Origin of the sequence: Prauserella flavalba (assembly GCF_003202235.1) — a bacterium.
GTDB classification, from domain to species: domain Bacteria; phylum Actinomycetota; class Actinomycetes; order Mycobacteriales; family Pseudonocardiaceae; genus Prauserella_A; species Prauserella_A flavalba.
The window spans coordinates 49,415-71,159 of record NZ_MASU01000019.1; the positions used below are offsets into that span (position 1 = coordinate 49,415).

General features: G+C 70.2%; 22 protein-coding genes. 15 read left to right on the forward strand and 7 right to left on the reverse strand.

Going from position 1 to position 21,745, the window contains the following annotated elements:
• Nucleotides 1-31: 31 nt before the first annotated feature.
• Genes BA062_RS35120 through BA062_RS35170 form a run of 11 tightly spaced genes read left to right on the forward strand, consistent with a single transcriptional unit; the run spans nt 32 to nt 11,359 of the window.
• Nucleotides 32-1,273, forward strand: coding sequence for a CaiB/BaiF CoA transferase family protein (locus BA062_RS35120; RefSeq protein ID WP_110343465.1), 1,242 nt, complete (start codon nt 32-34; stop codon nt 1,271-1,273).
• Nucleotides 1,266-2,060 carry an enoyl-CoA hydratase/isomerase family protein gene (locus tag BA062_RS35125; RefSeq protein WP_245960159.1) on the forward strand — a complete coding sequence of 265 codons (795 nt, stop codon included), beginning with the start codon at nt 1,266-1,268 and terminating at the stop codon, nt 2,058-2,060. Before BA062_RS35120 ends, BA062_RS35125 begins: the two co-directional genes overlap by 8 nt.
• The gene (locus tag BA062_RS35130) at nt 2,057-3,280 is read left to right on the forward strand and encodes an acyl-CoA dehydrogenase family protein (RefSeq protein ID WP_110343466.1); all 1,224 of its coding nucleotides are present in this window, start codon (nt 2,057-2,059) and stop codon (nt 3,278-3,280) included. The genes BA062_RS35125 and BA062_RS35130 overlap by 4 nt, the downstream gene beginning before the upstream one ends.
• On the forward strand, nt 3,277-4,029 hold the full coding sequence (locus BA062_RS35135; RefSeq protein WP_110343467.1) for an SDR family NAD(P)-dependent oxidoreductase: 753 nt from the start codon (nt 3,277-3,279) through the stop codon (nt 4,027-4,029). Before BA062_RS35130 ends, BA062_RS35135 begins: the two co-directional genes overlap by 4 nt.
• 33 nt (nt 4,030-4,062) lie before the next feature.
• A complete protein-coding gene (locus BA062_RS35140; protein WP_110343468.1) occupies nt 4,063-4,941 on the forward strand; it encodes a 3-hydroxyacyl-CoA dehydrogenase family protein in 879 nt (292 codons plus the stop codon).
• Nucleotides 4,942-4,951: 10 nt separating this feature from the next.
• Entirely contained in the window at nt 4,952-5,818 is an 867-nt protein-coding gene (locus BA062_RS35145; RefSeq protein ID WP_110343469.1) for a 3-hydroxyacyl-CoA dehydrogenase family protein, read from the forward strand.
• Nucleotides 5,815-6,594, forward strand: a complete 780-nt coding sequence (locus BA062_RS35150; protein ID WP_110343470.1) for an enoyl-CoA hydratase-related protein — start codon at nt 5,815-5,817, stop codon at nt 6,592-6,594. Before BA062_RS35145 ends, BA062_RS35150 begins: the two co-directional genes overlap by 4 nt.
• Nucleotides 6,591-7,547 (forward strand): acyl-CoA dehydrogenase family protein, encoded by a 957-nt coding sequence (locus tag BA062_RS35155; protein WP_110343471.1) that lies wholly within the window; start codon nt 6,591-6,593, stop codon nt 7,545-7,547. Before BA062_RS35150 ends, BA062_RS35155 begins: the two co-directional genes overlap by 4 nt.
• Entirely contained in the window at nt 7,544-9,211 is a 1,668-nt protein-coding gene (locus BA062_RS35160) for an AMP-binding protein (protein ID WP_110343472.1), read from the forward strand. Before BA062_RS35155 ends, BA062_RS35160 begins: the two co-directional genes overlap by 4 nt.
• A 10-nt stretch (nt 9,212-9,221) precedes the next feature.
• Entirely contained in the window at nt 9,222-10,364 is a 1,143-nt protein-coding gene (locus BA062_RS35165) for a CaiB/BaiF CoA transferase family protein (RefSeq protein WP_110343473.1), read from the forward strand.
• Nucleotides 10,365-10,375: 11 nt separating this feature from the next.
• Nucleotides 10,376-11,359, forward strand: coding sequence for an NADPH:quinone oxidoreductase family protein (locus tag BA062_RS35170; RefSeq protein ID WP_110343474.1), 984 nt, complete (start codon nt 10,376-10,378; stop codon nt 11,357-11,359).
• Between the two features lie 134 nt (nt 11,360-11,493).
• On the opposite strand, the gene BA062_RS35175 is transcribed toward BA062_RS35170, so the two are convergent.
• From BA062_RS35175 to BA062_RS35185, 3 genes are all read right to left on the reverse strand, one after another.
• The gene (locus BA062_RS35175) at nt 11,494-11,751 is read right to left on the reverse strand and encodes a hypothetical protein (protein ID WP_110343475.1); all 258 of its coding nucleotides are present in this window, start codon (nt 11,749-11,751) and stop codon (nt 11,494-11,496) included.
• Between the two features lie 474 nt (nt 11,752-12,225).
• Nucleotides 12,226-13,116 (reverse strand): SDR family oxidoreductase, encoded by an 891-nt coding sequence (locus BA062_RS35180; protein ID WP_245960160.1) that lies wholly within the window; start codon nt 13,114-13,116, stop codon nt 12,226-12,228.
• Nucleotides 13,097-14,398, reverse strand: a complete 1,302-nt coding sequence (locus tag BA062_RS35185) for an oxygenase MpaB family protein (protein WP_210407091.1) — start codon at nt 14,396-14,398, stop codon at nt 13,097-13,099. The genes BA062_RS35180 and BA062_RS35185 overlap by 20 nt, the downstream gene beginning before the upstream one ends.
• Before the next feature lie 113 nt (nt 14,399-14,511).
• On the opposite strand from BA062_RS35185, the gene BA062_RS35190 reads away from it, so the two are divergent.
• Nucleotides 14,512-15,180, forward strand: coding sequence for a TetR/AcrR family transcriptional regulator (locus BA062_RS35190; protein ID WP_110343477.1), 669 nt, complete (start codon nt 14,512-14,514; stop codon nt 15,178-15,180).
• Between the two features lie 110 nt (nt 15,181-15,290).
• On the opposite strand, the gene BA062_RS35195 is transcribed toward BA062_RS35190, so the two are convergent.
• The gene (locus BA062_RS35195) at nt 15,291-16,202 is read right to left on the reverse strand and encodes a LysR family transcriptional regulator (RefSeq protein WP_110343478.1); all 912 of its coding nucleotides are present in this window, start codon (nt 16,200-16,202) and stop codon (nt 15,291-15,293) included.
• 161 nt (nt 16,203-16,363) lie between these two features.
• Between BA062_RS35195 and BA062_RS35200 the strand changes: the two genes are divergently transcribed.
• The 3 genes from BA062_RS35200 to BA062_RS35210 are packed head-to-tail and all read left to right on the forward strand — an operon-like array spanning nt 16,364 to nt 18,322.
• Entirely contained in the window at nt 16,364-16,963 is a 600-nt protein-coding gene (locus tag BA062_RS35200) for a hypothetical protein (RefSeq protein WP_110343479.1), read from the forward strand.
• A complete protein-coding gene (locus BA062_RS35205; RefSeq protein WP_110343480.1) occupies nt 16,960-17,733 on the forward strand; it encodes an SDR family NAD(P)-dependent oxidoreductase in 774 nt (257 codons plus the stop codon). Before BA062_RS35200 ends, BA062_RS35205 begins: the two co-directional genes overlap by 4 nt.
• A gap of 49 nt (nt 17,734-17,782) precedes the next feature.
• Nucleotides 17,783-18,322: a 2,4'-dihydroxyacetophenone dioxygenase family protein gene (locus BA062_RS35210; protein ID WP_110343481.1), complete on the forward strand. Its 540-nt coding sequence runs from the start codon at nt 17,783-17,785 to the stop codon at nt 18,320-18,322.
• Nucleotides 18,323-18,705: 383 nt separating this feature from the next.
• Here BA062_RS35210 and cofC read toward each other — a convergent pair whose 3' ends face one another.
• The 3 genes from cofC to BA062_RS35230 form a co-directional block, all read right to left on the reverse strand.
• A complete protein-coding gene (gene cofC, locus BA062_RS35220) occupies nt 18,706-19,332 on the reverse strand; it encodes a 2-phospho-L-lactate guanylyltransferase (protein WP_110343482.1) in 627 nt (208 codons plus the stop codon).
• A gap of 13 nt (nt 19,333-19,345) precedes the next feature.
• The gene (locus tag BA062_RS35225; RefSeq protein ID WP_146240125.1) at nt 19,346-20,914 is read right to left on the reverse strand and encodes an APC family permease; all 1,569 of its coding nucleotides are present in this window, start codon (nt 20,912-20,914) and stop codon (nt 19,346-19,348) included.
• Nucleotides 20,915-20,981: 67 nt separating this feature from the next.
• Entirely contained in the window at nt 20,982-21,656 is a 675-nt protein-coding gene (locus BA062_RS35230; protein ID WP_245960161.1) for a TetR/AcrR family transcriptional regulator C-terminal domain-containing protein, read from the reverse strand.
• Between the last annotated feature and the right edge of the window lie 89 nt (nt 21,657-21,745).

Below are 21,745 nucleotides of genomic sequence, written 5' to 3' on the forward strand. Positions count from 1 at the left end.
GGCTAATGTCCAACAATATGAGGACGTGGTAATGAACGACCAGGATCAGCGGGGGCCCGTCGCAGGGCCGCTCGCGGGGCTGAAGGTCATCGACATGACGACCTCCTACGCAGGTCCCACGGCATCGATGTACCTGGCCGACCTGGGTGCGGACGTGATCAAGGTCGAGCGGCCGGGTGTCGGTGACGACACCCGGTCGTGGGGCCCTCCGTTCGTGCAGGACACCTCCGCGTGGTTCGCCTCGGCGAACCGCAACAAGCGCTCGGTCGTGATCAACCTGCGGGAGCCCGAGGGGCTCGCCACGTTGCGCAGGCTGATCGGGTCGGCGGACGTGTTCATGGAGAACCTCAACCCCGGCAAGCTGAAGTCGCTCGGCATCGACCACGACACGCTCCGTGCCGAGTTCCCGCGACTCATCTACTGCGCGATGTCGGGCTTCGGCCTCGACGGGCCCGACCACGCGCTGCCGGGCTACGACCTCGCCGCGCAGGCCCGCTCGGGGATCATGTCGGTCACCGGCGCGAAGGGCGGCTCCCCGCAGCGGGTGTCGTCGGCGCTCTCCGACGTGATCACCGGGATGTGCGCCGCGCTCGCGGTGAGCGCCGCGGTGGTACGGCAGCGGGAGCACGGCGCCGGCGAGCTCATCGACGTGTCCCTGCTCGACTCGGACCTCGCCGTGATGGCACCGCGCATCGCGGCCTACCTCGCCGGCGAGCCCGAGCCCGCCCCGAGCGGCGGCACCGACTCCGTGCTGGCCGTGTACCAGTCGTTCCCCACCGCGGATCGTGATCTCGCGATCGCGATCGGCAACGACCCGATGTGGCGGCGCTTCTGCGACATCATCGGGCTTGCCGAGCTGGGAGCCGATCCCGCACTCGCGGACAACGCGGGGCGGAGGGCCCACCGCGAGCGGCTGGTCGCGGCGGTGACCGAGAAGCTCGCCGACCGGACGGCCGCCGAGTGGCTGAAGATCTTCGGTGAGGCCGGGATCCCGTGCTCGCTGGTGCAGCGACTGTCCGAAGTGGTCGAAGATCCCCAGGTGGTGGCCCGTGGCTGCCTGCTTCCCGTGCCGGGAACGGAAGGAGCGATGCACAGCGTGCACAGTCCGTTCCGCTTCGCGTCCATCCCGGAACCACGCAACGTGCGTTTTCCGGCACTGGGCGCGCACACCCGGGAGGTGCTGGGGGAGTTCGGGTTCACGGGCGAGGACATCGACGCGCTCGTCGCCGGCGGCGCCGTGCAAGATGGGACCGAGGTGAGGGTCGGTGAGTGAAGAGTTCGTGACCGTCGGCAGGCCCGGCGACGCAGCCGTGGCCGTCGTCCGGATCGAGCGGCCGCAGGTACACAACGCGCTGAACGCCGCACTGCTGCGCGCGCTCGGTGACGAGATCGCCGCGCTCGGTGCGGACGGCCGCACGCGGGCCATCGTGCTGACCGGCTCGGGACAGAAGGCCTTCAGCGCCGGGGCCGACCTCGACGAGCTGGCGACGCTCGACGCCGAGGCGGCCCACGTGGTCATGCGCGCGGGGCAGGAGGTGATCCGCCGCATCGAGCGCAGCCCGGTGCCCGTCATCGCGGCCGTGAACGGGCTCGCGCTGGGCGGCGGGTTCGAGCTGGTGCTCGCGTGCTCGTTCGCCGTGGTGTCGCGCAGGGCGGCGTTCGGCCTGCCCGAGTCCGGCCTCGGGCTCATTCCCGGCTACGGCGGGACGCAGCGGCTCGCGAAGGTCGTCGGGCCGTACGTCGCCAGGCACGTGATGCTGACCGGCGAGCGCATCGACGCCGAGCGCGCCTACCAGCTCGGCCTCGCCGTGACACCGCCGACCGAGCCGGACGAGCTGCTGGCGGCGGCGCTGGGCATCGCGGAGACGATCACCGCCCGCGGCCCGGAGGCGTGCCGCGCGATCCTCGACGCCGTCGACCGCGGCCGGGACATGCCGCTCGACGCCGGGCTGGCGCTGGAGACCGGGCTCGCCGCGCTCGCCATCGGCGGCAGCGAGTCCACCGAGGGTGTGGCCGCCTTCAAGGAGAAGCGCGCACCGAAGTTCGAGGGGCTCGCATGAACACGGCACCGCTGGACATCGACCTCGACCCCAAGGCCTACCTCGCGCACCACGAGAGCCTCGACGAGTCGGCGGCCGACGCGCTACTCGACGAGCGGGAGCTGCGGGTGCGCGCCGAGGTCCGCGACGTCGTGGCCCACGAGGTCGCGCCACGGGCGGCCGGGGCCGACCGCACCCACGAGTTCGTGCACGAGAGCTACCAGGCGCTCGCGCGGGCCGGGCTCGCCGGGCTGATCTTCCCCAGGCGGTTCGGCGGCACGGAGGACACCAACGTCGCCTACGCCGCGGCGATGGAGGAGATCACGGCGGGCTGCGCGGCCACGAGCCTCGTCTACATGACGCAGATGCACGGCGCGTACCCGATCATGATGGCCGGGTCCGAGGAGCTCGCGCAGCGCTACCTCCCCGGCCTGCTCGCCGGCACCGCCTACGGCGCACTGGGCATCACCGAACCGGGAGCGGGCAGCGACGTCGCGAGCCTGCGCTCCGTCGCCGAGCCCGCCGACGGCGGCTACACGCTGCGCGGGTCGAAGACGTTCATCACCACCGGCGACCGCGCCGACGTGATCATCTGCTTCGCCACCGTCGACCGCTCGCTCGGCCGCAAGGGCATCACCGCGTTCGTGCTCGACGGCGGGTGGGCCGGGCTCGGCCGCGGCACGCCACTGTCCAAAATGGGCATGCACGGGTCGAGCACCGCGGAGCTGTTCTTCGACGGGGTTCACATCCCCGCCGACCACCGCCTCGGCGAGGAGGGTGGCGGCTGGCGCATCGTGATGAACTCCGTGATCAAATCGCGGATCAGCGCGGCGGCGCAGGGCGTCGGTCTCGCGCGTGCCGCCTATGGGCGCACACTGCGGGCGCTGACGCGGATCCACGGCGCCAAGCTGCCCGACGAGGCCGCGTTCGCGCTGGCGACCCTGCGCGGGAAGATCCTGCAGGGCCGGCTGTTGCTGTTCACCGTGGCCCGCGAGGTCGACCGCTCCAGTGCGCCGGATGCCGGGCAGATCGGCATCATGAAGCAGAGCTGCACCGATCTCGGCTTCGACACCGCCCGCGAGGCCATGCGCATCCTCGGCCCCTACGGCGACCTCGCCGATCTCGGCGTCGAGCGCTGCCTGCGCGACGCGAAGGTCACCCAGATCTATGACGGCACCAACGAGGTGCAGCGGTTGCTGATCGCGCGCGACACCGCACGGAAGGTAGGAGAGCAGGCATGACCTCGCTGACGGGCAAAGTCGCCATCGTCACCGGAGCCGGCCGCGGCCTGGGCCGGGCCATGGCCGAGGCGCTGGCCGAGGCGGGAGCCCGGGTCACCGTGGCCGCCCGTACGGCGACGGAATTGGACCGGTTCGTGGCCGAGCAGCGGGAGGCGGGCCGCGAGGCGCTCGCCTGCCCCACCGACATCACCGACGCGGCCGCCGTTGAGCGCATGGCCGAGGCGACGGTGGAGCGGTTCGGGCAGGTCGACATCCTGGTGAACAACTCGGGGATCGTGGCCACCACACCGCTGCTGGACCAGGAACCCGGCGAGTGGGACCGCGTGATCGCCACCAACCTGCGCGGCGTCTACCTGGCGACCCGTGCGGTGGGCAGGCACTTCGTGGCGCAGAAGTCCGGCAAGGTCGTCAACATCGCGTCGAACTTCGCGTTGCAGGGCGTCGCCCACCACGCCGCCTACTCGGCGTCCAAGGCCGGGGTGCTCGCGTTCACCAGGTCGATGGCGATCGAGTGGGCCCGCTACGGCATCCAGGTCAACGCCATCGCACCCGGCTACTTCGCCACCGACCTCAACGCCGACATGCGCGCCGACGCCGCGGCGACCGAGAAGGTGCTCAAGGCGATCCCGGCGAGACGGATGGGTGAGACCGGCGAGATCAAGCCGTGGCTGCTGCTGCTCGCCGGCCCGGAGTCGGACTTCATGACCGGCGAGCACATCGTGCTCGACGGCGGCCAGACCGTCCGATAAGGACGCCCAAGCACAGAGAACGGAGACAACGACGTGACTTCGCAGGAGCGCACCGTCGCGGTGCTCGGTGCCGGGACCATGGGGTCCGGCATCGCCACCGTGACGGTGCGGGCAGGCTATCGGACCCTCATCCACGACCTCGACGACGCGCGCGTCGCCCGCGGTGTGGACACCGTGCGCGGCTTCCTCGCCAAGAGCGCGAAGCTCGGCAAGCTCACCGAGGAGCAGGCCGCGGAGGCCTCGGCCCGCGTCGAGGGCACCACGGAGCTGAAGGACCTCGCGGGTGCGGGCGTGGTGATCGAGGCGATCTTCGAGGACCTCGCCGCCAAGCGCGACCTCTTCGGCAGGCTCGACGACATCGTCGGCAAGGACACGCTCTTCCACACCAACACCTCGACGCTGTCGGTGACCGGCATCGCGGCGGGCTCGGCGCTGCCCGAGCGCGTCGTCGGCACGCACTACTGCAATCCGGCACCGCTGATGAAGCTCGTCGAGGTGGCCGACGGCAGGCACACGGCGAGCTGGGCGCACGAGGCGACGATCGAGTTCCTCGCCTCCGTCGGCAAGACCACCGTGGTCACCAAGGACCGGCCGGGCTTCATCGTCAACCGCTTCCTCATTCCGTGGGAGAACAGCTGCATCCAGGCGCTGGAGAACGGCCTGGGCACCAAGGAGTCGATCGACGCGGCCGTCACCGGTGCGCTCGGGCACCCGATGGGCCCGTTCAAGCTGCTCGACGTGGTGGGGCTCGACATCCACCAGCAGGTGGCGACGAGGCTCTACGAGCAGCTGCGCGACCCGAAGTTCTTCCCGCCGCCCATGGTCGACCGGATGGTCGCGGCGGGCGATCTCGGCCGCAAGACCGGGCGCGGCTTCTACACCTACGACGACAACCGCCTGTTCGGTTCCTGAGGAGAGACCCATGTCCGACATCCACAACGTGGCAGTGCTGGGCTTCGGCACGATGGGCGCCGGGATCGTGCAGGTCGTGGCGGCCTCCGGCCGGGAGGTCACCGTGCTGGAGGCCGACCAGGCCCGCGCCGACGCCGGGCTTGACCGCCTGCGGTCCTTCCTCGACGGCGGCGTCCAGCGGGGCAAGCTCACCGAGTCCGGCCGCGACGCCGTGCTGGCGCGCGTCCACCCGGTCACCGACGTCACCGCACTGGCCGGCAGCGACCTGGTGATCGAGGCCGTCACCGAGCGCGCCGACGTCAAACGGGAACTGCTGGGCAGGGTCGCCGCCGTGGTCGCCGAGGACGCGCTGATCGTCACCAACACCTCGGCGCTGTCGGTGACCGACCTCGCCGGAGCCGTGTCGAACCCGGAGCGGTTCGCGGGGCTGCACTTCTTCAACCCGGCTCCGCTCATGAAGGTCGTCGAGGTGGTGCGGGCGCTGCAGAGCGGTCCGGGGGTCGTCGACCGGCTCGTGGCGTTCGTCGAGGCCATCGGCAAGGACCCGGTGGTGGTCAAGGACCGGCCGGGGTTCCTCGTCAACCACCTGCTCATGCCGTACCTCAACGACGTCATCGCCGAGTACGACGCCGAGCTCGCGAGCGCGGAGGACATCGACACCGCGATCAGGCTCGGCCTCGGCTACAAGCTGGGCCCGCTGGAGCTGCTCGACCTGATCGGGCTCGACGTGCACGAGCACGCCACGCGCAGCGCCTACGACGCGACGCTCGACCCGAGGTTCGCGCCGCCGCCGCTGCTCCAGCAGATGGTGGCCGCCGGCTACCACGGCAACAAGAACGGCCAGGGATTCCGCACGGGGAAGGGGAACGCTCAGTGACGAGCTACACGGACATCACCGTCGACCGCGACGGCCCGGTGGTGACGATCGCGATCAACCGGCCGGACGCGGGGAACAAGTTCCGCCACGAGACGTGCCTCGAGCTCTCCGACGCGCTCCAGCGGTTCCGGCTCGACCCCGCCCTGCGGGCCGCGGTGCTCACGGGCACGGGCGAGAAGTTCTTCTGCATCGGCGGCGAGCACGAGGAGAGCACCTCGCTGGACCAGTCGCAGGTGCTGCCGATCATCGACGTGTACCAGGCCATCGACACCATCCCGAAGCCGATCGTCGCGGCGGTCAACGGCTTCGCCGTGGGTGGGGGAAACGTGCTGCACACCGTGTGCGACCTCTCGATCGCGGCGGACAACGCCGTGTTCCGCCAGGTCGGCCCGATGGTCGGCAGCTTCGACGCCGGGTACGGCAGCTGGTACCTCGAGGACACGATCGGCCGCAAGCGCGCCAAGGAGATGTGGTACCTCAACCGCAAGTACTCCGCCAAGGAAGCGCTGGAGATGGGACTGGTCAACGAGGTCGTCCCGGCCGCGCAGCTGCGCGAGCGGGCGGCCGAGGTGGCACGCGAGCTGACCACCCGCAGCCCGCTGGCGCTCGGCGGCCTCAAGGCCGCGTTCTCCGGCAAGCACAACGGCGTCTCCGGCCAGGCGCGCATGGCGCACGACCAGCTGCTGAGCGTCTACCTCACCACGCAGGAGGCCCACGAGGTGAGCGCGTCGTTCGCCGAGCGCCGCAAGCCCGACCCCGACAGGTTCTGGAAATGAGCCCGGCCCACTCGGAGGAACAGGCCGACCTGGTCGCGATGCTCGACGCGCTGATGTCCGATGTGGACACATCGGTCGGTGACGACCGGCCCGCCGAGGTCGCCGCGCTGCGGCGGCAACTCGCCGGGCTCGGCGTGTGGACGCTCGGGGTCGCCGAGGAACTGGGCGGGGGAGGGGCCGACGACGTGCTCGCGGCCACCGCCTTCGCCCGGCTCGGCCGGTGGCACGCCGCACTCGGCTGGGCCGCCGTGCAGGCGCACGCCGCGGCGGAACTGCTGGTCGGGAATCCGGAGCTGCGGGCCCGCGTCCACACCGGGGAGATCGCCATCGCGGTCACCGAGGGCGCGCGCGTGGACGCCGCGGGGGAGACCCCGCACGTCGTCGTGCTCACCGGTGATGGAGCACGCCTGTACGAACCGGACTCGCTGACCTACCGGCCCCTGCGCCGCACCGGTCTCGACGGTGCGCTCACCCGCTCCGTCGAGCTCGTGGGCGCGGGCAGGGCGCTGGACGGTGACGTCGCCGGGGCCAGGGTGCGCCTGTGGCTCGGCGCCGCGGCGGTCGCGGCCGGGATCGCCGACGCCGCCGCCGGGGCCGCGCTCGGCTACAGCGCCACGCGGCAGCAGTTCGGCGGCCCGCTCACCGCGTTGCCCACCGTCAGGGACTCGCTGTTCGCCTCGTCCGGCGCGGCCGCGGTGCTGCTGCGGCAGGTGTGCCAGGGCACCCCCGCGACGCCGTGGCAGGCCGCGGCCGTGCTGGACACCGCGTGCGAGTCGGCGGTCGACGCCGCCGCGAGGGCGGTGCAGTCCCACGGTGGCTACGGCTACCTCACCGAGTACCCCGTCGAGCGGCTCCTGCGCGACGCGGTGTCGCTGCGGGCGGCGACCGACACCGCGTCGGCACGCCGGGCCGGAGCCCTCGACCTCGCCGGTTCCGCGAAAGGACAAGCATGAGCTCCTCACTCGCCGAGCTGCTGGGCGGCCAGCACACACCGCTCACCGACGCCGACGCCGAGGCGTTCCGCGCCGCCGGCTTGTGGCAGAACCGCACCCTGCGCTCCGTCCTCACCGACGTCGCCGACCGGTACCCCGAGCGCACCGCGCTCGTCGGGTACCGCACCGGCAAGCCCGTGGCGCGGCAGAGCTACCGCGAGCTGGACGCGGCCGCGCACCACGCCGCGGCCGCGCTCGCGAGCCTCGGCGTCGGCCGCGGTGACGCGGTGGTGCTGATGCTGCCGAACTGGATCGAGTACGCCGCACTGTTGTTCGGCATCAACGAACTCGGCGCGATCTACGCCGGGATCCCCGTGTCCTACGGCGAGCGGCAGGCGGCGGCGATCCTGCGGCGCAGCAAGGCGAAAGTACTCGTGATTCCCCGGTCGTGGCGCAGCACCGACCACCTCGGGCTCTCCCGCACGCTGCGCGCCGAGCTGCCGCACCTGGAGACCGTGGTGGTCCTCGACGACGACCCCGCCGGCCTCGGGGACGGCGAGGTGCTCTGGTCGTCGCTCGCCGAGGTCGAGTCTCGCGAGATCGAACCGCCGGACCCCGGCGAGATCTGCTACCTCGGCTTCACCTCGGGCACCACGGGAGAGCCCAAGGGCGCGATGCACAACCACGACACGCTGCTGCACGACGCGCAGGCCCTTGCCGACCACCTCGGGCACTCGACGTTCGGCGACCCGATGGTGCAGCTCGTCGCCTCGCCGGTCGGCCACCACACCGGCTTCATGTGGGGCGTGCTGTTCACCGTCCACCTCGCGGGCACCGGCGTGCACGTCGACCGGTGGGACCCGACGTGGGGCGCCGAGGTGATCCGCGAGGAACGCATCACCGCGTTCTTCGGCGCCCCGACGTTCCTCCAGGACATGATGCGCACCGACCTCGTGGGCGACCCCGACTGCCCGCTGGAATGCCTCGTGATCGCGGGCTCGCCCGTGCCGAGGACGCTCCCGGCCAAGGCGGGCGCGGCGTTCGGCGCCTACATCGCCCCGGCCTGGGGGATGACGGAATGCGGGATCACGATCTCCTGCACTCCCAAGGAACCCGACGCCATCCAGCTCACCGACGGCTCGGTGTTCGCGGGCTCGGCGGCTCGGGTGGTGGACGCGCAGGGCAAGGACGTACCACCGGGTGTGACCGGTGAACTGCTGGTGAAGGGCCCCAGCATGACGCTCGGCTACTACGACCGTCCGGATGCGACGGACGCGGCGTTCCTTCCCGGACTGTGGTTCAGGACAGGCGACACCGCGAGCCTCGACGAGCACGGCTGGCTCTCGCTGCGCGGGCGGAGCAAGGACATCATCATCCGCGGCGGGGAGAACATCCCGGTCACGGACGTCGAGACGCTGCTCTTCGACCACCCCGACGTGCTCAACGCGGCGGTGGTGGCCTACCCCGACGAGCGGCTCGGTGAGCGGGCGTGCGCGGTGCTCGTGTTGCGCGAGGGCGCGACGCTGGACCTGCCGGGGCTGTGCGACCACCTGCTCGCGCAGGGACTGTCGAAGCACTATCTGCCGGAACGGCTCGTGCTGCTCGACGAGCTGCCGGTGACGCAGAGCGGCAAGATCCAGAAGTTCAAGCTCCGGGAGCTCGTCACCTCGGCGAGCGGGGACTGAGGGGCACGACATGACAACGACCGCCGACCGGCGGCCGCTCGCCGGCGTGCGCGTGCTCGACCTCTCGACGCTGCTGCCGGGGCCGCTCGGCACGCTCCTGCTCGCGGAGGCCGGTGCCGACGTGATCAAGATCGAGCGGCCCGGCCCGGGTGACGAGATGCGTTCCTACCAGCCGAAACTCGGTGAGGCGAGCGCGAACTACGCCGTGCTCAACCGCGGCAAGCGGGCGTTCGCCGCGGACCTCAAGGACCCGGCCGACCGTGACCGCGTGCTCGCGCTCGCGGCCCGCGCCGACGTGGTGATGGAGCAGTTCCGGCCGGGCGTGGCCGAGCGCCTCGGCCTCGGCTACGACCAGGTCCGCGCGCTGAACCCGGGCGTCGTCTACTGCTCGATCACCGGGTACGGCCAGCGCGGCCCCCACGCGGCCAGGGCAGGGCACGACCTGAACTACCTGGCCGAGTCCGGGCTCCTCGGCGTGGTCACCGACGGCACGGGCGCGCCGCAGCTGCCCGTGTCCGTCCTCGCCGACATCGCGGGCGGCACCTACCCTGCGGTGGTGAACATCCTGCTCGCCCTGCGGCAGCGGGACCTCACCGGCGAGGGTTCGCACCTCGACGTCTCGATGGCGCACAACCTCCAGGTGCTCGCCTACGGCTACTTCGCGACCCACCAGGGCAGCGGACGCTGGCCGGAGCCGAGCGCCGAACTGCTCACCGGAGGCAGCCCGCGCTACCACGTCTACTCCACTTCGGACGGACGACACGTCGCCGTCGCGGCCTTGGAGCAGAAGTTCTGGGACCGCCTGGTGGAGCTCATCGACCTGCCGCCGCGCTTCGCCGCCGACGAGGGGCAGGAGCGGGCCGTGATCGACGCTGTCGCCGAGCGCATCGGTGCCCACCCCGCCGAGCACTGGCGCAAGGTGTTCGACGGCGAGGACGTCTGCACCACCGTGGTCGCGACGTTCGACGAGGCGGTCGAGGCCGGGCTGGTGGAGCCGGACCGGCCCGAGCGGCTCACCGGGCCCGGCTTCGACGTCGGCACCCTGCGCAGTCCGGTCGATCCGGCGTTGCGTGGCGAACCATGCGCGCTCGGCTATCCCGCGCTGGAACCGCTGCCCACCGAGGCCGGGCGGCTCTGGTCAACCGAATCCTGAAAGGACAGTCCGTGCGCGCAGTACAGGTCACCGAGTTCGGCCCGCCGAGCGGCCTCACCGTCGCCGAGGTACCCGATCCCGAGCCGGGGCCAGGAGAGGTCGTCGTCGAGGTCGCGGCCGCCGGGGTCAACTTCCCCGACATCCTCGTGGTCGAGGGCACGTACCAGAACCTGCCGGAGCGGCCGTTCAGCCCCGGCAAGGAGGCGGCGGGCACCGTTGTCGCGGTCGGCGAGGGGGTCGAGCGGCTGACCGTGGGGCAGCGGGTGCTCACGCTCGTCGAGTACGGGGCTTTCACCGAGCGGTTGCTCGTGCCCGAGGAACTGGTGGTGGAGATCCCGGACGCGATCTCGTTCGAGGAGGCCGCCGCGTTCGGCCTCGTCTACAGCACTGCCCACTTCGGGCTGGTGCGCAGAGCGCGGCTGCGGGCCGGGGAGTGGGTGCTCGTCACCGGGGCGGGCGGCGGTGTCGGTTCGGCCGGTGTGCAGCTCGCGAAGGCGCTCGGCGCGAGGGTGATCGCGCTCGCCCGCGACGAGGAGCGCGCGGAGCTGGCTCGGGCCCAGGGCGCCGACGTCGCGCTGATCTCCGACGTCACGACACTGCGGGACGATTTGCTGCGCGTGACCGACGGCCACGGCGTGGACGTCACGCTGGAGATGGTCGGCGGTGACGTCTTCAGCCAGATCGTGCGGGCCACCGCGTGGGAGGGTCGCGTGGTGATCGTCGGCTTCGCGGCCGGAACGCAGAACCCGATCAAGCCGGGGCACCTGCTGGTGAAGAACATCGCGGTGCTGGGCCTGCAGAGCAGCGACTACCGCGACCGCACGCCGGCGCTCATGCGCTCGACGATGGAGGAGATGCTCCAGCTCTACGTCGAAGGCAGGCTCACGATCCCGGTCGACGCGGTGTTCCCGCTGAGCAAGACCGGCGACGCGCTCCAGGCGGTCAAGGACGGCGGGATCAAGGGCAAGCTCGTGATCGTCCCCGAGCGGTCGTGACGCGGCGCGCCGGGGGATCGCGGAGACGGGACACGTAGCGAGTGGGTGGGTTGCCCGGACCTCCCCGTCCCGTGACAACCCACCCAGCCCGTTGAACCGAAGAAGGAATGTGTGTGCGACGCTACCGGTTCTCGCTACGCCGGGACGGAGCCCAGCGCACCCTGCACGATCGACGGGATCGCACCGGCCCAGGCCGAGCTGACCGCGCCGAACACTCCCGCGCCGAGGTGCGTACCGGACTCGTTCCAGGCGTTGACGTAGTCGGCGCCGGTCGGGTTGGACGGAACCTCGGGCGGCGTCACCAGGTCGGCCGAAGCCACTCCGCCACCAAGCCCCAGCGCGGCCACGCCGATCACGGCGGCGGTAGCGGTGCGGGCAAGGGTCTTACGCATGTAGGTCTCCTCAGTGATTCTTCGTTTCCTGATCGGCATCCCGGTCGTCTCCGACCGCGTGATGCCTCGGTGGACAACGCAGAAGCCCGGCGTTCTGGCCGCGCCTCGCACTGTCGCATGTATAGGTTCAGACAACATGGTGGAGCTCGCAAGATCAACTCGGCATAGTCAACCGGTTGATCTCCCTCAGTCGTCGGACATGGCACCCACCGGGCACGGAGAATGCGACTCGTCATCCGGTTCGGGTAGCTGGAGCGGGTGAGAACGCCATTTTCGCTGCCGGCGCGGCGACTATTAGTGATCAACTTTCGGCTGGCGCGGGGCGTTGCCCGGTCGCCCGGGCGAGTGAAATCGCCTTCGGCCAATGAGAACCGAGCCGTGACGACGGCGCGTTGGACCCCAGGACGAGGGATCGGACACAGTGGACGCGAAGCTCCGGCTGGAAGCGCCGGGCGGACGAGAGCGGCGTCGGGTTCACACCGTCGGGAAATGGCAGCCGACGAGATCCTCGGAGACTTTCCAGATTCGGCGCGCGTCGTCTTCACTGCGCAGGCGTGAGTACAGCTTCTGTTCGGCCGGCGGGCCGGACAGGTGACCGAGGCCGCTGGGGCCGTAAAGACGGCCGCCTTCGGCGCTGGGCGAGGTCGCGGCATAGAGCGCGGGCAGCAGTGCCGACCCCACCGTCCCGAACAGGATGCCGCGCGCGGACAGCGCGCGGATGAACCGACCGAGTGTCGTGTCGCGGCTGCGGCCGACCTCCGGGCGCGCGGCGAGAAGGTTCGTGGGCGTCACCCCGGGATGGGAAAGGTTGCTCGTGATGCCCCAGCCGCCGTCGCGGCTGCGCCGCTCGAGCTCGAGACCGAACAGGCCGAACGCGATCTTCGACTGGCTGTAGGCCCCGTTGCCGTTGTACTTCCGTTCCCACTGGAGATCGTCCCAGTTGATGGAGTGCTGGTTGGCGGCGATGCTGATCTGCGAGGTCACCCGGGCCTTCCCCGCGCGCAGGAGCGGAAGAAGCCGGGCAACCAGGGCGAAATGCCCGAGATGGTTGGTGCCGAACTGCAGCTCGAAACCGTCCTTTGTGGTCTGCCGGTCGGGCGGCGTCATGACTCCGGCGTTGTTCACCAGGAGGTGGATCGGCCGCCCCTCCTCGGTCAGCTGATCGGCCACCGCGGCGACGGACGCCAGCGAGGACAGATCCAGCTCCCGCAGGGAGAGCTCGGCACCGGGGTGCTGCCGGCGGATCGTCGCGAGCGCGGCCTCGCCCTTGCGGGGGTTGCGGACCGGCATGACGACCTCCGCGCCCGCCGCGGCGAGCCGGGTCGCGAGGCCGAGGCCGACGCCGTCACTCGCTCCGGTGACCACCGCGAGCTTGCCGGTGAGATCGGGAACCGGGATGTCCGGCGTGGTCTTCGCCATTGTTCCTCCTGCTGTCGTCGTATGGTGAGTCAGAGTTCGAGACCGGGCCTGGTGGCGTGCTCGTAGGTCTGCGGTTCCTCGGCGTCCCCGGCCAGTTCGCGCGCGGCGGCCATGTTGGTCTGCTGGGCTTTCCGCCAGGCGGCCGGTCGCGGCGCAACCGGTTGCGCCGGATTCTGATGGCGTGGAACGCCGGCGAGAGCAGTGCGTCGGTGACGGCACCCCCGGGCAGCCCGAGTTCGTCCAGAACGGTGTTGCCGTGAAAACGGCGGGCCAGCGCGCGCAAAGCCTGCCGAGCCATGCCGTGCGGGACGCGGGCCACCTCGTTCAGCGTTCCCGCGATGGTCTCCAGGGTCGCCGCGGCGAGGACCGCGGTTTCCGGGATGGCCGGCCCGGTCACCGCCTGCATGAGATCGTCGACCCGCTGGGCGTCGTCGTGGCCGCTGATGCCTTCGATGAGCCGGGGATCCACTCCCAGCAGGTGCCCGACATACGACCAGTACCGGTAGAGCGACGCGAGCTCCGCGGAGGTGCGCGGGAAACCCATGATCTCCTCGGCGCGGTAGCTGGCCAGCGTGAAATCCATCCACGTGCGAGCCAGGTCGACCTGGTTGACCGGCACACCGTAGGCCGCCTCGTCGTATCCGCGGCGGCGCGCGAGCCTGCGCATGTGCGCGTGCATCATGCGGACCTGCAGTGTGGCGACATATCCGGCGTTGCCGCGCCGCAGCGAGCCGGGGAGCATCGCGGTGTTGACCCATCGCCCGGTCTCCCGCAGCCGCCGGGGGACTCCGTCCACCAGGCGCCCGGTCATCGCGAGGACGGTCGCCATCGACGGCGACTGATAGGTACGTACCAGCGCGCCGGCGGCCAGGCTGACGATGTGAACGGGTGGCGGAGCGCTGAAGAAGGGGAGCGAGGCCTCGTCGAGGAGCGTGTCGTCGACGTAGGCGGGCGCGGTCTCGGTCTGCTCGAGCAACGCGGCGACGCCGGGAGGGGGATCGTCGACGCTCGCGAGGCCGTGCTCGATGCCGTGGTGCAGCTTCGCGCGCGCCTCATGGCCGCTGGAGTGGAGTTCCTCGACGACGGCGTCCGCGAGCGGATCTCCGGTGGTGAGCGCCCAGCCCGCCAGGTCGGCGCGACCGTCTCCGAACTGGGCGAGGATGCCCTGCCTCGAGCTGCGGGCGGTCGGCCATTCCCTCGGTCTCGCGCCGAGCGTTGCCTGGGTCATGCCAGCTCCATCCACCTAGTTCCTGACACCTGTCAGGTTAGGGTTATTCTGACGCGTGTCAAATTTTGTCATCCAGGTGGGACGAGATCCGGAGTCGTGGGGAGAATGAGCGCATGACGGTGGAGGAGCCGCTGACCAGGGCGGCGCGCGGGCCGGGACGTCCCGGAGCGAGCGCGCGCCCGGTGCCCACCGAAGCCGAGATTCTCCGGCGGGGGATGGAGGCCTTCGCCGAACTCGGCTACGACCGAACCTCGGCGAGAGAGCTCGCGAGACGCCTGGGCGTCAGCCACAACTTCATCAACGACCGCTACGGGTCCAAAGCCAACTTCTGGCGGGCGGTGGTGGATTCGATGCTCGAAACCGACCAGCGGGAGCGGCAGCGGCTGCTCGAAGCCGACGTGGACGACGCCGAGCGGGTTCGCGCTGTGATCGGCCACTTCTACCAGGCCGCCGTCGAGGCGCCGCTGCTCGGCCGCTTGCTTGCCGACGAGTTCGCCCGTGAGTCCGAGCGCCTGGACTACCTGTACGAGAAGTACGTGGCGCCGACGCTGGAGCCGCTGGTCCCGGCTCTCGAACGCCTCATGGCGGCGCGCCGCATGCCCGCCGTGCCCCTGGATGTGCTCTTCTTCGCCGTGATCAGCCCGGTCGCCGGCCTGGTACAACTGCCCCTGGCACATCGGCTCGGCCGGGCCCAGCCGGTCACCCGGGAAAGCCAGGAACGCACCGCGCGCGAGCTCGCGGACCTGATCGTGGACGGATTGCTCGGCCGGGACCGGCGCTAAGGAGTTCGGTCACTCGCCGTGCGTGGACCCGGCTGCGCGGTCGGCGGCCCAGCGGGAGTCCGCGCAACGCACGTGCCGGCTTTTTCCGCCGCGGCTGTGCCGTGATCGGATCATGCCTCGGTGGTGGCCGCGAACGCCTCCCGCACGGCGCGGGTGGTGCTGCGCAACGCGGCTATCAGCGCGGACTGCTCGCCGTCGCGGGTGCAGAGCGAGACCGGGCAGGGTTCGACATCGACGACGGGGACGAAGACGACGCCGGGGTGACGGTAGCTGTCGACGACGGAACCACCGGTGATCGCGATCGCTTCGCCGCGTGCGACCACCTCGAGGAGCTCGTCCATCGTGTGCACGGTGGGTCCGTAGCGGACCGGTTCTCCGCTCGGGCGCGGGTCGCAGGCCCACCATCGCACCCATTGCTCGTCGCTCCTGTCGTCCGTGACATGGGGTTCGCCGTCGAGTTCGGCCAGGACGACGCTGGCGCGTGCCGCCAGCGGGTGATCGACCGGGAGCGCCACGACACGGGGCTCGCGGCGGATCGGATCGAGCTGTAATCCGTCGGCGTCCGCGATCGGCGGACGCACGAGCGCGGCGTCGACGGTTCTGTCGCGGACCGCGGTCGCCTGTTCGTGCCAAGCCAGCTGCATGAGCTGGACGGTCACGGCGGGGGCGCCGCGTTGCAGCAGGTCGAGGATTCTCCGGGTGTGCGTGCCGGTCGCCGCGCTCATGAACCCAAGCCGCAGGACGCCGTGGAGATCGCGACGGTAGGCCTCGATGGCGGCGACGGCCCGGTCGGCCGCGGCCAGTGCCGCGCGCGCCTCCGGGAGGAAGCGCCGGCCCGCTTCGGTGGGAACGACAGGGTGTGCGCTGCGGTCGACGAGTTCGGCACCGAGCTTGCGCTCGAGAGTCCGAATCTGCTTGCTCAGTGCCGGACCGCTGACGAAGAGCTTGGCGGCTGCCCGGCCGAAGTGACCTTCGTCAACCACGGCCGCGAGGTAGCGCACGAGATGCAGGTTCAGGTCCACGGTGACTCCTCCCGTGGCCAGTGTGGCACGTCATCGCCAACCGATCGCTGAGGCCAGCAGTGATAACGGGATGGTTAATGCTGTGGCGGCGATGTGTCCTGGACGCCGGGGACTGCGGGGACCAGCCTCGAGGGCACCACCAACGACGGAGGCACCGCGATATGAGCCGATACGAGCAGGAGTTCGTGACGATGTTCGCCGGGCTGGAGAAACAGCTCGCGGACATCGAGAACCCGCGCCACCGGGCGATCTTGAAGAACTACCGGCGTCATGGCCTGCTGGAGGTGTCCGGGCGCTACCGGGAACTGCTGGCGCCGGACATGACCGTCGAGCATCCGCAGTACCGGCTCCACGAGGGCGGCCAGTCCCTCGTGCTGGACGGGATGGCCGAGGTGACGGCGTTCTACGAATCACTGGTCGCGGCCAACGCGCTGGTCATGTGGGTGGCCGAGCAGGACATCGCGGTCAACGACCACGGCTTCTCCGGCGAGGTCGTGTTCAACGCCTTCGTTCCGGCGCCCATGCTCGGTGAGAGCGCCTTCGGCAACGTGCGCGCCGGAGACGATCCGTCCGAGATGTACCTGCTCAAGCGCACGCTCGCGTTTGTCTGGCCGTACGACGAGCGGGGCCGGCTGATCGGGGAGCACGTGTACGAGGACGGCGCCTCCCGCGAGATCACCAAGCCGGACCCGGCCGACGTCATCACCGCCGAGCGGGCGGCGGAGCTGCTCGCTCCGGAGATCGACAAGGTCCTGCCGTGAGCGTCGCGCTGGTCACGGGTGCGGCCGGTGGACTGGGCTCCGCGATCGCGGCCCGTCTCGCCGAGGACCATGCGGTACTGCTGACCGACGTCGATGCCGAGCGGCTGGCGGACGTCACGGCACAGCTCGCGACGGACGGCGCCAGGCTCGCGCACACCGTGTGCGACGTCTCGGAGCACGCCTCGGTTCGTGCTGCGTTCGAAACCGCCGAGGCCCAGCTTGGCGAGGTCAGCCTGCTGGCCAACGTCGCGGGTGTCGGAAAGTTCGTGCCGTTCGGCGAACTGACCGCGCGGCAGTGGGACCAGACCTTCGCGGTGAACACCCGGGGCACCTTCCTGACGTGCCAGGAGCTGTGTCGACGCCGCGCAGGCAGGCCAGGGGCGATCGTCAACATCGCCTCGATCGGTGCCCGGCTCGGCATGGACGTTCTGGCCGACTACGGTCCCTCCAAAGCCGCGGTGATCGAACTGACCCATGTCGTGTCCCGGGTCGGTGCGCCGACCGGCCTTCGCGCCAACGCGGTGATGCCGGGTCTGATCTGGACCGACATGTGGCAGAAGACCAGCGAGTGGCTGCTGGAGAACGACCCCGCCCACGCCGGGTCATCCGCCGAGCAGATCTTCATGGGGTTCGTGGAGTCGCTCGTTCCGATGGGCAGGCCACAGACCACTGAGGACATTGCCGACATGGTCGCGTTCCTGCTCTCCGATCGGGCCGGGAACGTGACCGGTCAGACCATCTCGGTCGACGGCGGCGTCGTTCTCACCTGAGCACAGAGCCCCCGATCCGCCCCGTTCAGACAGAAAGAGGAACGACTTCATGACCAGCACGGTCCCAGCTCCTGCCGGCCCTGCGTTCTGGATGACGAACCCGGGCAACACCCCGAAGGGTGCCCGGAAAGAGTTCGTCGATCCCCACGACATCCCGTGGACGGACTGGCTCATGCCCGGGACACGCTTCAAATTGCTCTACGTCAACCTCGTGACCGGTGGCTTCACGCTGATTCTGCGGGTGGACCCGGGAGTGCGGGCCACCCCGCACTGGCACATGGGCAACGTGCAGGCGTACATCCTGGACGGAGGGTTCCACTACCACGAGGACGACCCGGGCCGGGCCGGAACCTACACCTGCGAGGTCGCCGGCGCCGTCCACCAGCCGATCGCGCCGGAGGGAACCACGATGCTGGCCTTCGTCGAGGGGCCCATCGCGGGCTACCTGCCCGATGGGCGACTCGGGGTCGTCGCCGACGCCCGGCTGCACTACTACATGGCGCGCGACAACAACGCCATCGCGCTCACGCAGATCGTCGACTACGCCACCGACCCGTCGCTCGACCTGCACCCTGAGGCCCGGCGGTGACCGGGCGCCTGCAGGCAAGGTCGCCCTCGTCACGGGGGCGGCACGGGGCCGGGGCGGATCACCCGCCGTCCGGGCCACCGCGCCGTACCAGGTTCCGCACACCTGGCCAGCGCGTGCAGTAGTGACAGCGGTCCCGGCAGAGCCGGGGTCAACGGGATGAACACCCTGCGGCTGTAGGTGACGGCCAGCAGCGACTCCAGGTCCTCTCCCCGGGGCGTGCAACAACACCGCGGACTCGGTGACGTCCAGTGCGACGCCGTTCGTGGTGCCGTTGAGTGCGCGACGCAGCGCGGAGGACGAGGGCGGGGTCGGCAGGCGCGAGGTGCCCTGCGACGCGGTGTGCACGAAATGGTCCTTTCGCGTCGGTGACCGGAGCGTCCTGCTCATCGTGGAACGGGCCTTCGCCGCCACAGCCGAGTGGTGTGCACGCCGAGGCCGTAGGCGGCGGCCGACTCCAGCCCGGCGGCAGTGTCGACGTCGAGCCTGAGCGAGGGATACTCGCCGGCCAGCCGCACCGCGCCCGCCTTCTCGTGCAGCGCTGCCGAATCCCTGCCGAAGGCGGGGTTCAGCAGGACGGGGTTCGCCGCGGCGAGAAGGGTCGTTCCGCTACCGGCGGTGTCAGCGACGAACGCTTGCCCGCCGGTCTCCGCGGCGGCGCGAAGCGCGTCGTCGAGCTCCCCCGGCCGTAGCGCGGGTAGATCACCCACGAGTACGGCGCACGGACCGTCGTCGGACAGCTGCCGCAGGCGGTCCCGGCCGAGGCGAACCGCTGCGTTGAGGCCGGGAAGGGAGCCTTGGGCGCAGAAGTGACAGCCCAACGGGCGGAGAACCCGCCGTAGCTCCGTGTCGTCGGTGACCACCAGGAGCTCGCCGATGCCTGCGCAGGCCCTGACGGCGGCCACGGTGTCGAGGGCGAAGGCCCGCGCGTAGGCCTTCGCGTCGAGACCACCTCGGCGCAGCCGGCTTTTCGCGCGGTCCAGCTCCTTCAGCGGTACGACCACGTTCCACATGGCGTCACCTCGATCACGCCGTGTCCGCGTCTTTCGCCAGGGTGCGCTGGCGCCAGGCGCCGTATGCCGCGCCGGCGACGAGCAGGAGCGGAAGGAAGTTGACCCAGGGCTCCTCAGTGCCGGTAACGCTGCTGAAATTGAGAACGATCAGTACCTCGCAGCCGATGAGCGCCAGCCCGGCGATCGATGGTGCGATACGAGTCGCCCACAGCGAGCCGTTCAGCCGTCCTCGGGTAGCGGCGACGATCACGCTGACGCAGACCGCCGTCATCAGCAGCACGATGCCGAGAGAGTTGTGACCGGCGACCGCGGGCAACAGCCCCGCGAACACCGACGTTCCGGTCAGCACGAACGGTGCGAGAATCAGCATCGACAGGGCGATCTGCGTGCCGATGCTTACGCGAGGGGAGTGCTTCGGGCCGTGCGTCCGGGACAGTGAGCGGGGGAGAAGGGACGAGCGCCCCAACGAGAACATGTACCGCGTCGCCACCGCGTGCATGGAGATCGCCGCCCCGACGAGACTTGCCGCGACAACGAAATAGAGCACCGGGCCGGACCAACGTCCGAGGTAGGTGACGAACACCGTGCCGAGGAGCGTATCGGGGTTGGCGCGAGCGGCGGCCCCGACATCGTCGACCGCGGCCGTGACCGCCCAGGTGCCCGCGGCGTAGGCCACCGTCAAGGTGAACAGCACCAGATAGGTCGCTCGGGAAACGAGTCGCGATGGCTTCTTCCCCTCCTCTCCGTACGCCGCCGCCGATTCGTAGCCGGTGAAGATCAGGAGAAGCAGGGCGATCGACAGGTAGACCCCTTCGCTTGCAAGACCTCCGGGCGAGAGGACCTCGAGCGAGAACCCGCCAGGGTTCCGCACGAGAACCGCCATGATCAGCATGACGAAGAGTGCGAACTGCGCCGCGCAGATGACGCTGGTGAAGCGGGCGAGGGTCGCGATTCCGCGGAGTGACAGCGTTGCGACGAGCGCCAGGATGAGCACCGTGTAGCACCACCACGGCAGGTCGACACCGGCATAGGTGGCCAGGCCGATCGCGATGAAGTGTCCACCCATCGCGGCGAATGCCGCGGCGGCGACGTTGTACAGGATGGTAGCGATGATGGCGCCAGCGGCACCGATCGTGCGACCGAGTCCGTGCGAGATATAGGCGTAGTAGGCTCCAGCATCCACCACGATCCTGCTCAGTGCGGTGTACGCCGTGGCGAAGAGTGCCAGCAGTACGGCGATGAGGACGATCACGAGGACGGTGCTCGTGCCGACACCCACGCCGAGGCTGATCGCGATGTTGGAGCTGAGACTGGTGAGCGGTGCCGTGCCCGCCAGCACCATGATCGCCACACCAGTCGCGCCGATCGCGCCGCGTTCGAGCGAGGCCGGCTGCTGCGTGGAAACGGGTCGATCAGAACTGTCGCTCGTCGGGAGATCAGGTCGCATGTGCTCGCCTTTCGTCGAATAGGTCAGAACACGCTGGGTTTCGACCTGGCACCTGTCCATGCGATGCCGGCGCGGTTGCGAACGTATGATCTGCGACACTTCCGGCGCATTGACGGAAGCGCCAACGTGGGACACCCGCGCTTGTGCACCGCGCACACGCCGGTCGACACTGGTCCCCGTGGCGTCGACGGTCCGTAGTGGACTATCGCCGGGTGCGTACCCGGCCGCGATCCTTGCGGGGCGCGGTCCTGTTCGTCGCCGCCTTGGCGGCCTTCAGCTGCGAGCGCATCCCGTCCAGCAGGAGTTCCAGTCCGAAGTCGAATCGCGCGTCGAAGTCGAGCAGGCGTTCAGCCGGGCTTGCCCGCAGATGCGGATGCTCGTCCGCGCGAAGGACATCGGTGAGGGTGCCGGCCTCGCCACCGGAGGCGCCCTGCTGTTCGAGTGCCTCGCCCAGTACGAAGCAGAAAACCGAACTGGTGGCCCACAGCGCACGTTCCCGGGTGAAACCGGCGTCCTGCATGCAACCGACAAGAGTGTCGATGTACGTCAGGTTGTTTCGCTTCGCGGCGTAGTTGCCTCCGACGATGCGAGCGCCGTCGCGCTGTGAGAGCAAAGCCGACCGTAGTCCCGTGGCGAGGTTTCGGACCCGGTCCGTCCAATCAGGGGTGTCGGGGCCGGCGTTCGTCAAGGCCCTGCCGAGAATCGCCTCGGCCAGCTCGTCGATGAGTGCGTCCTTGTTGTCGAACAGGCGGTAGATCGTCGGAAGGTGGGCGCCGAGGCTCGTGGCCAGCCGGCGCATCGTGAGCGATTCCAGGCCACCCGCGTCGACCAGCTCGAGAGCCTCCCGCACCACCCGGTCGGCGCGCAGCGCGGCCACCCCGTCTCGCCCGCGGCGTTTCGCCTCCGTTGACACGTTAACGATGTTATCACTACACTCCCGGGCCTATCCAGTAACACTGTTAACGA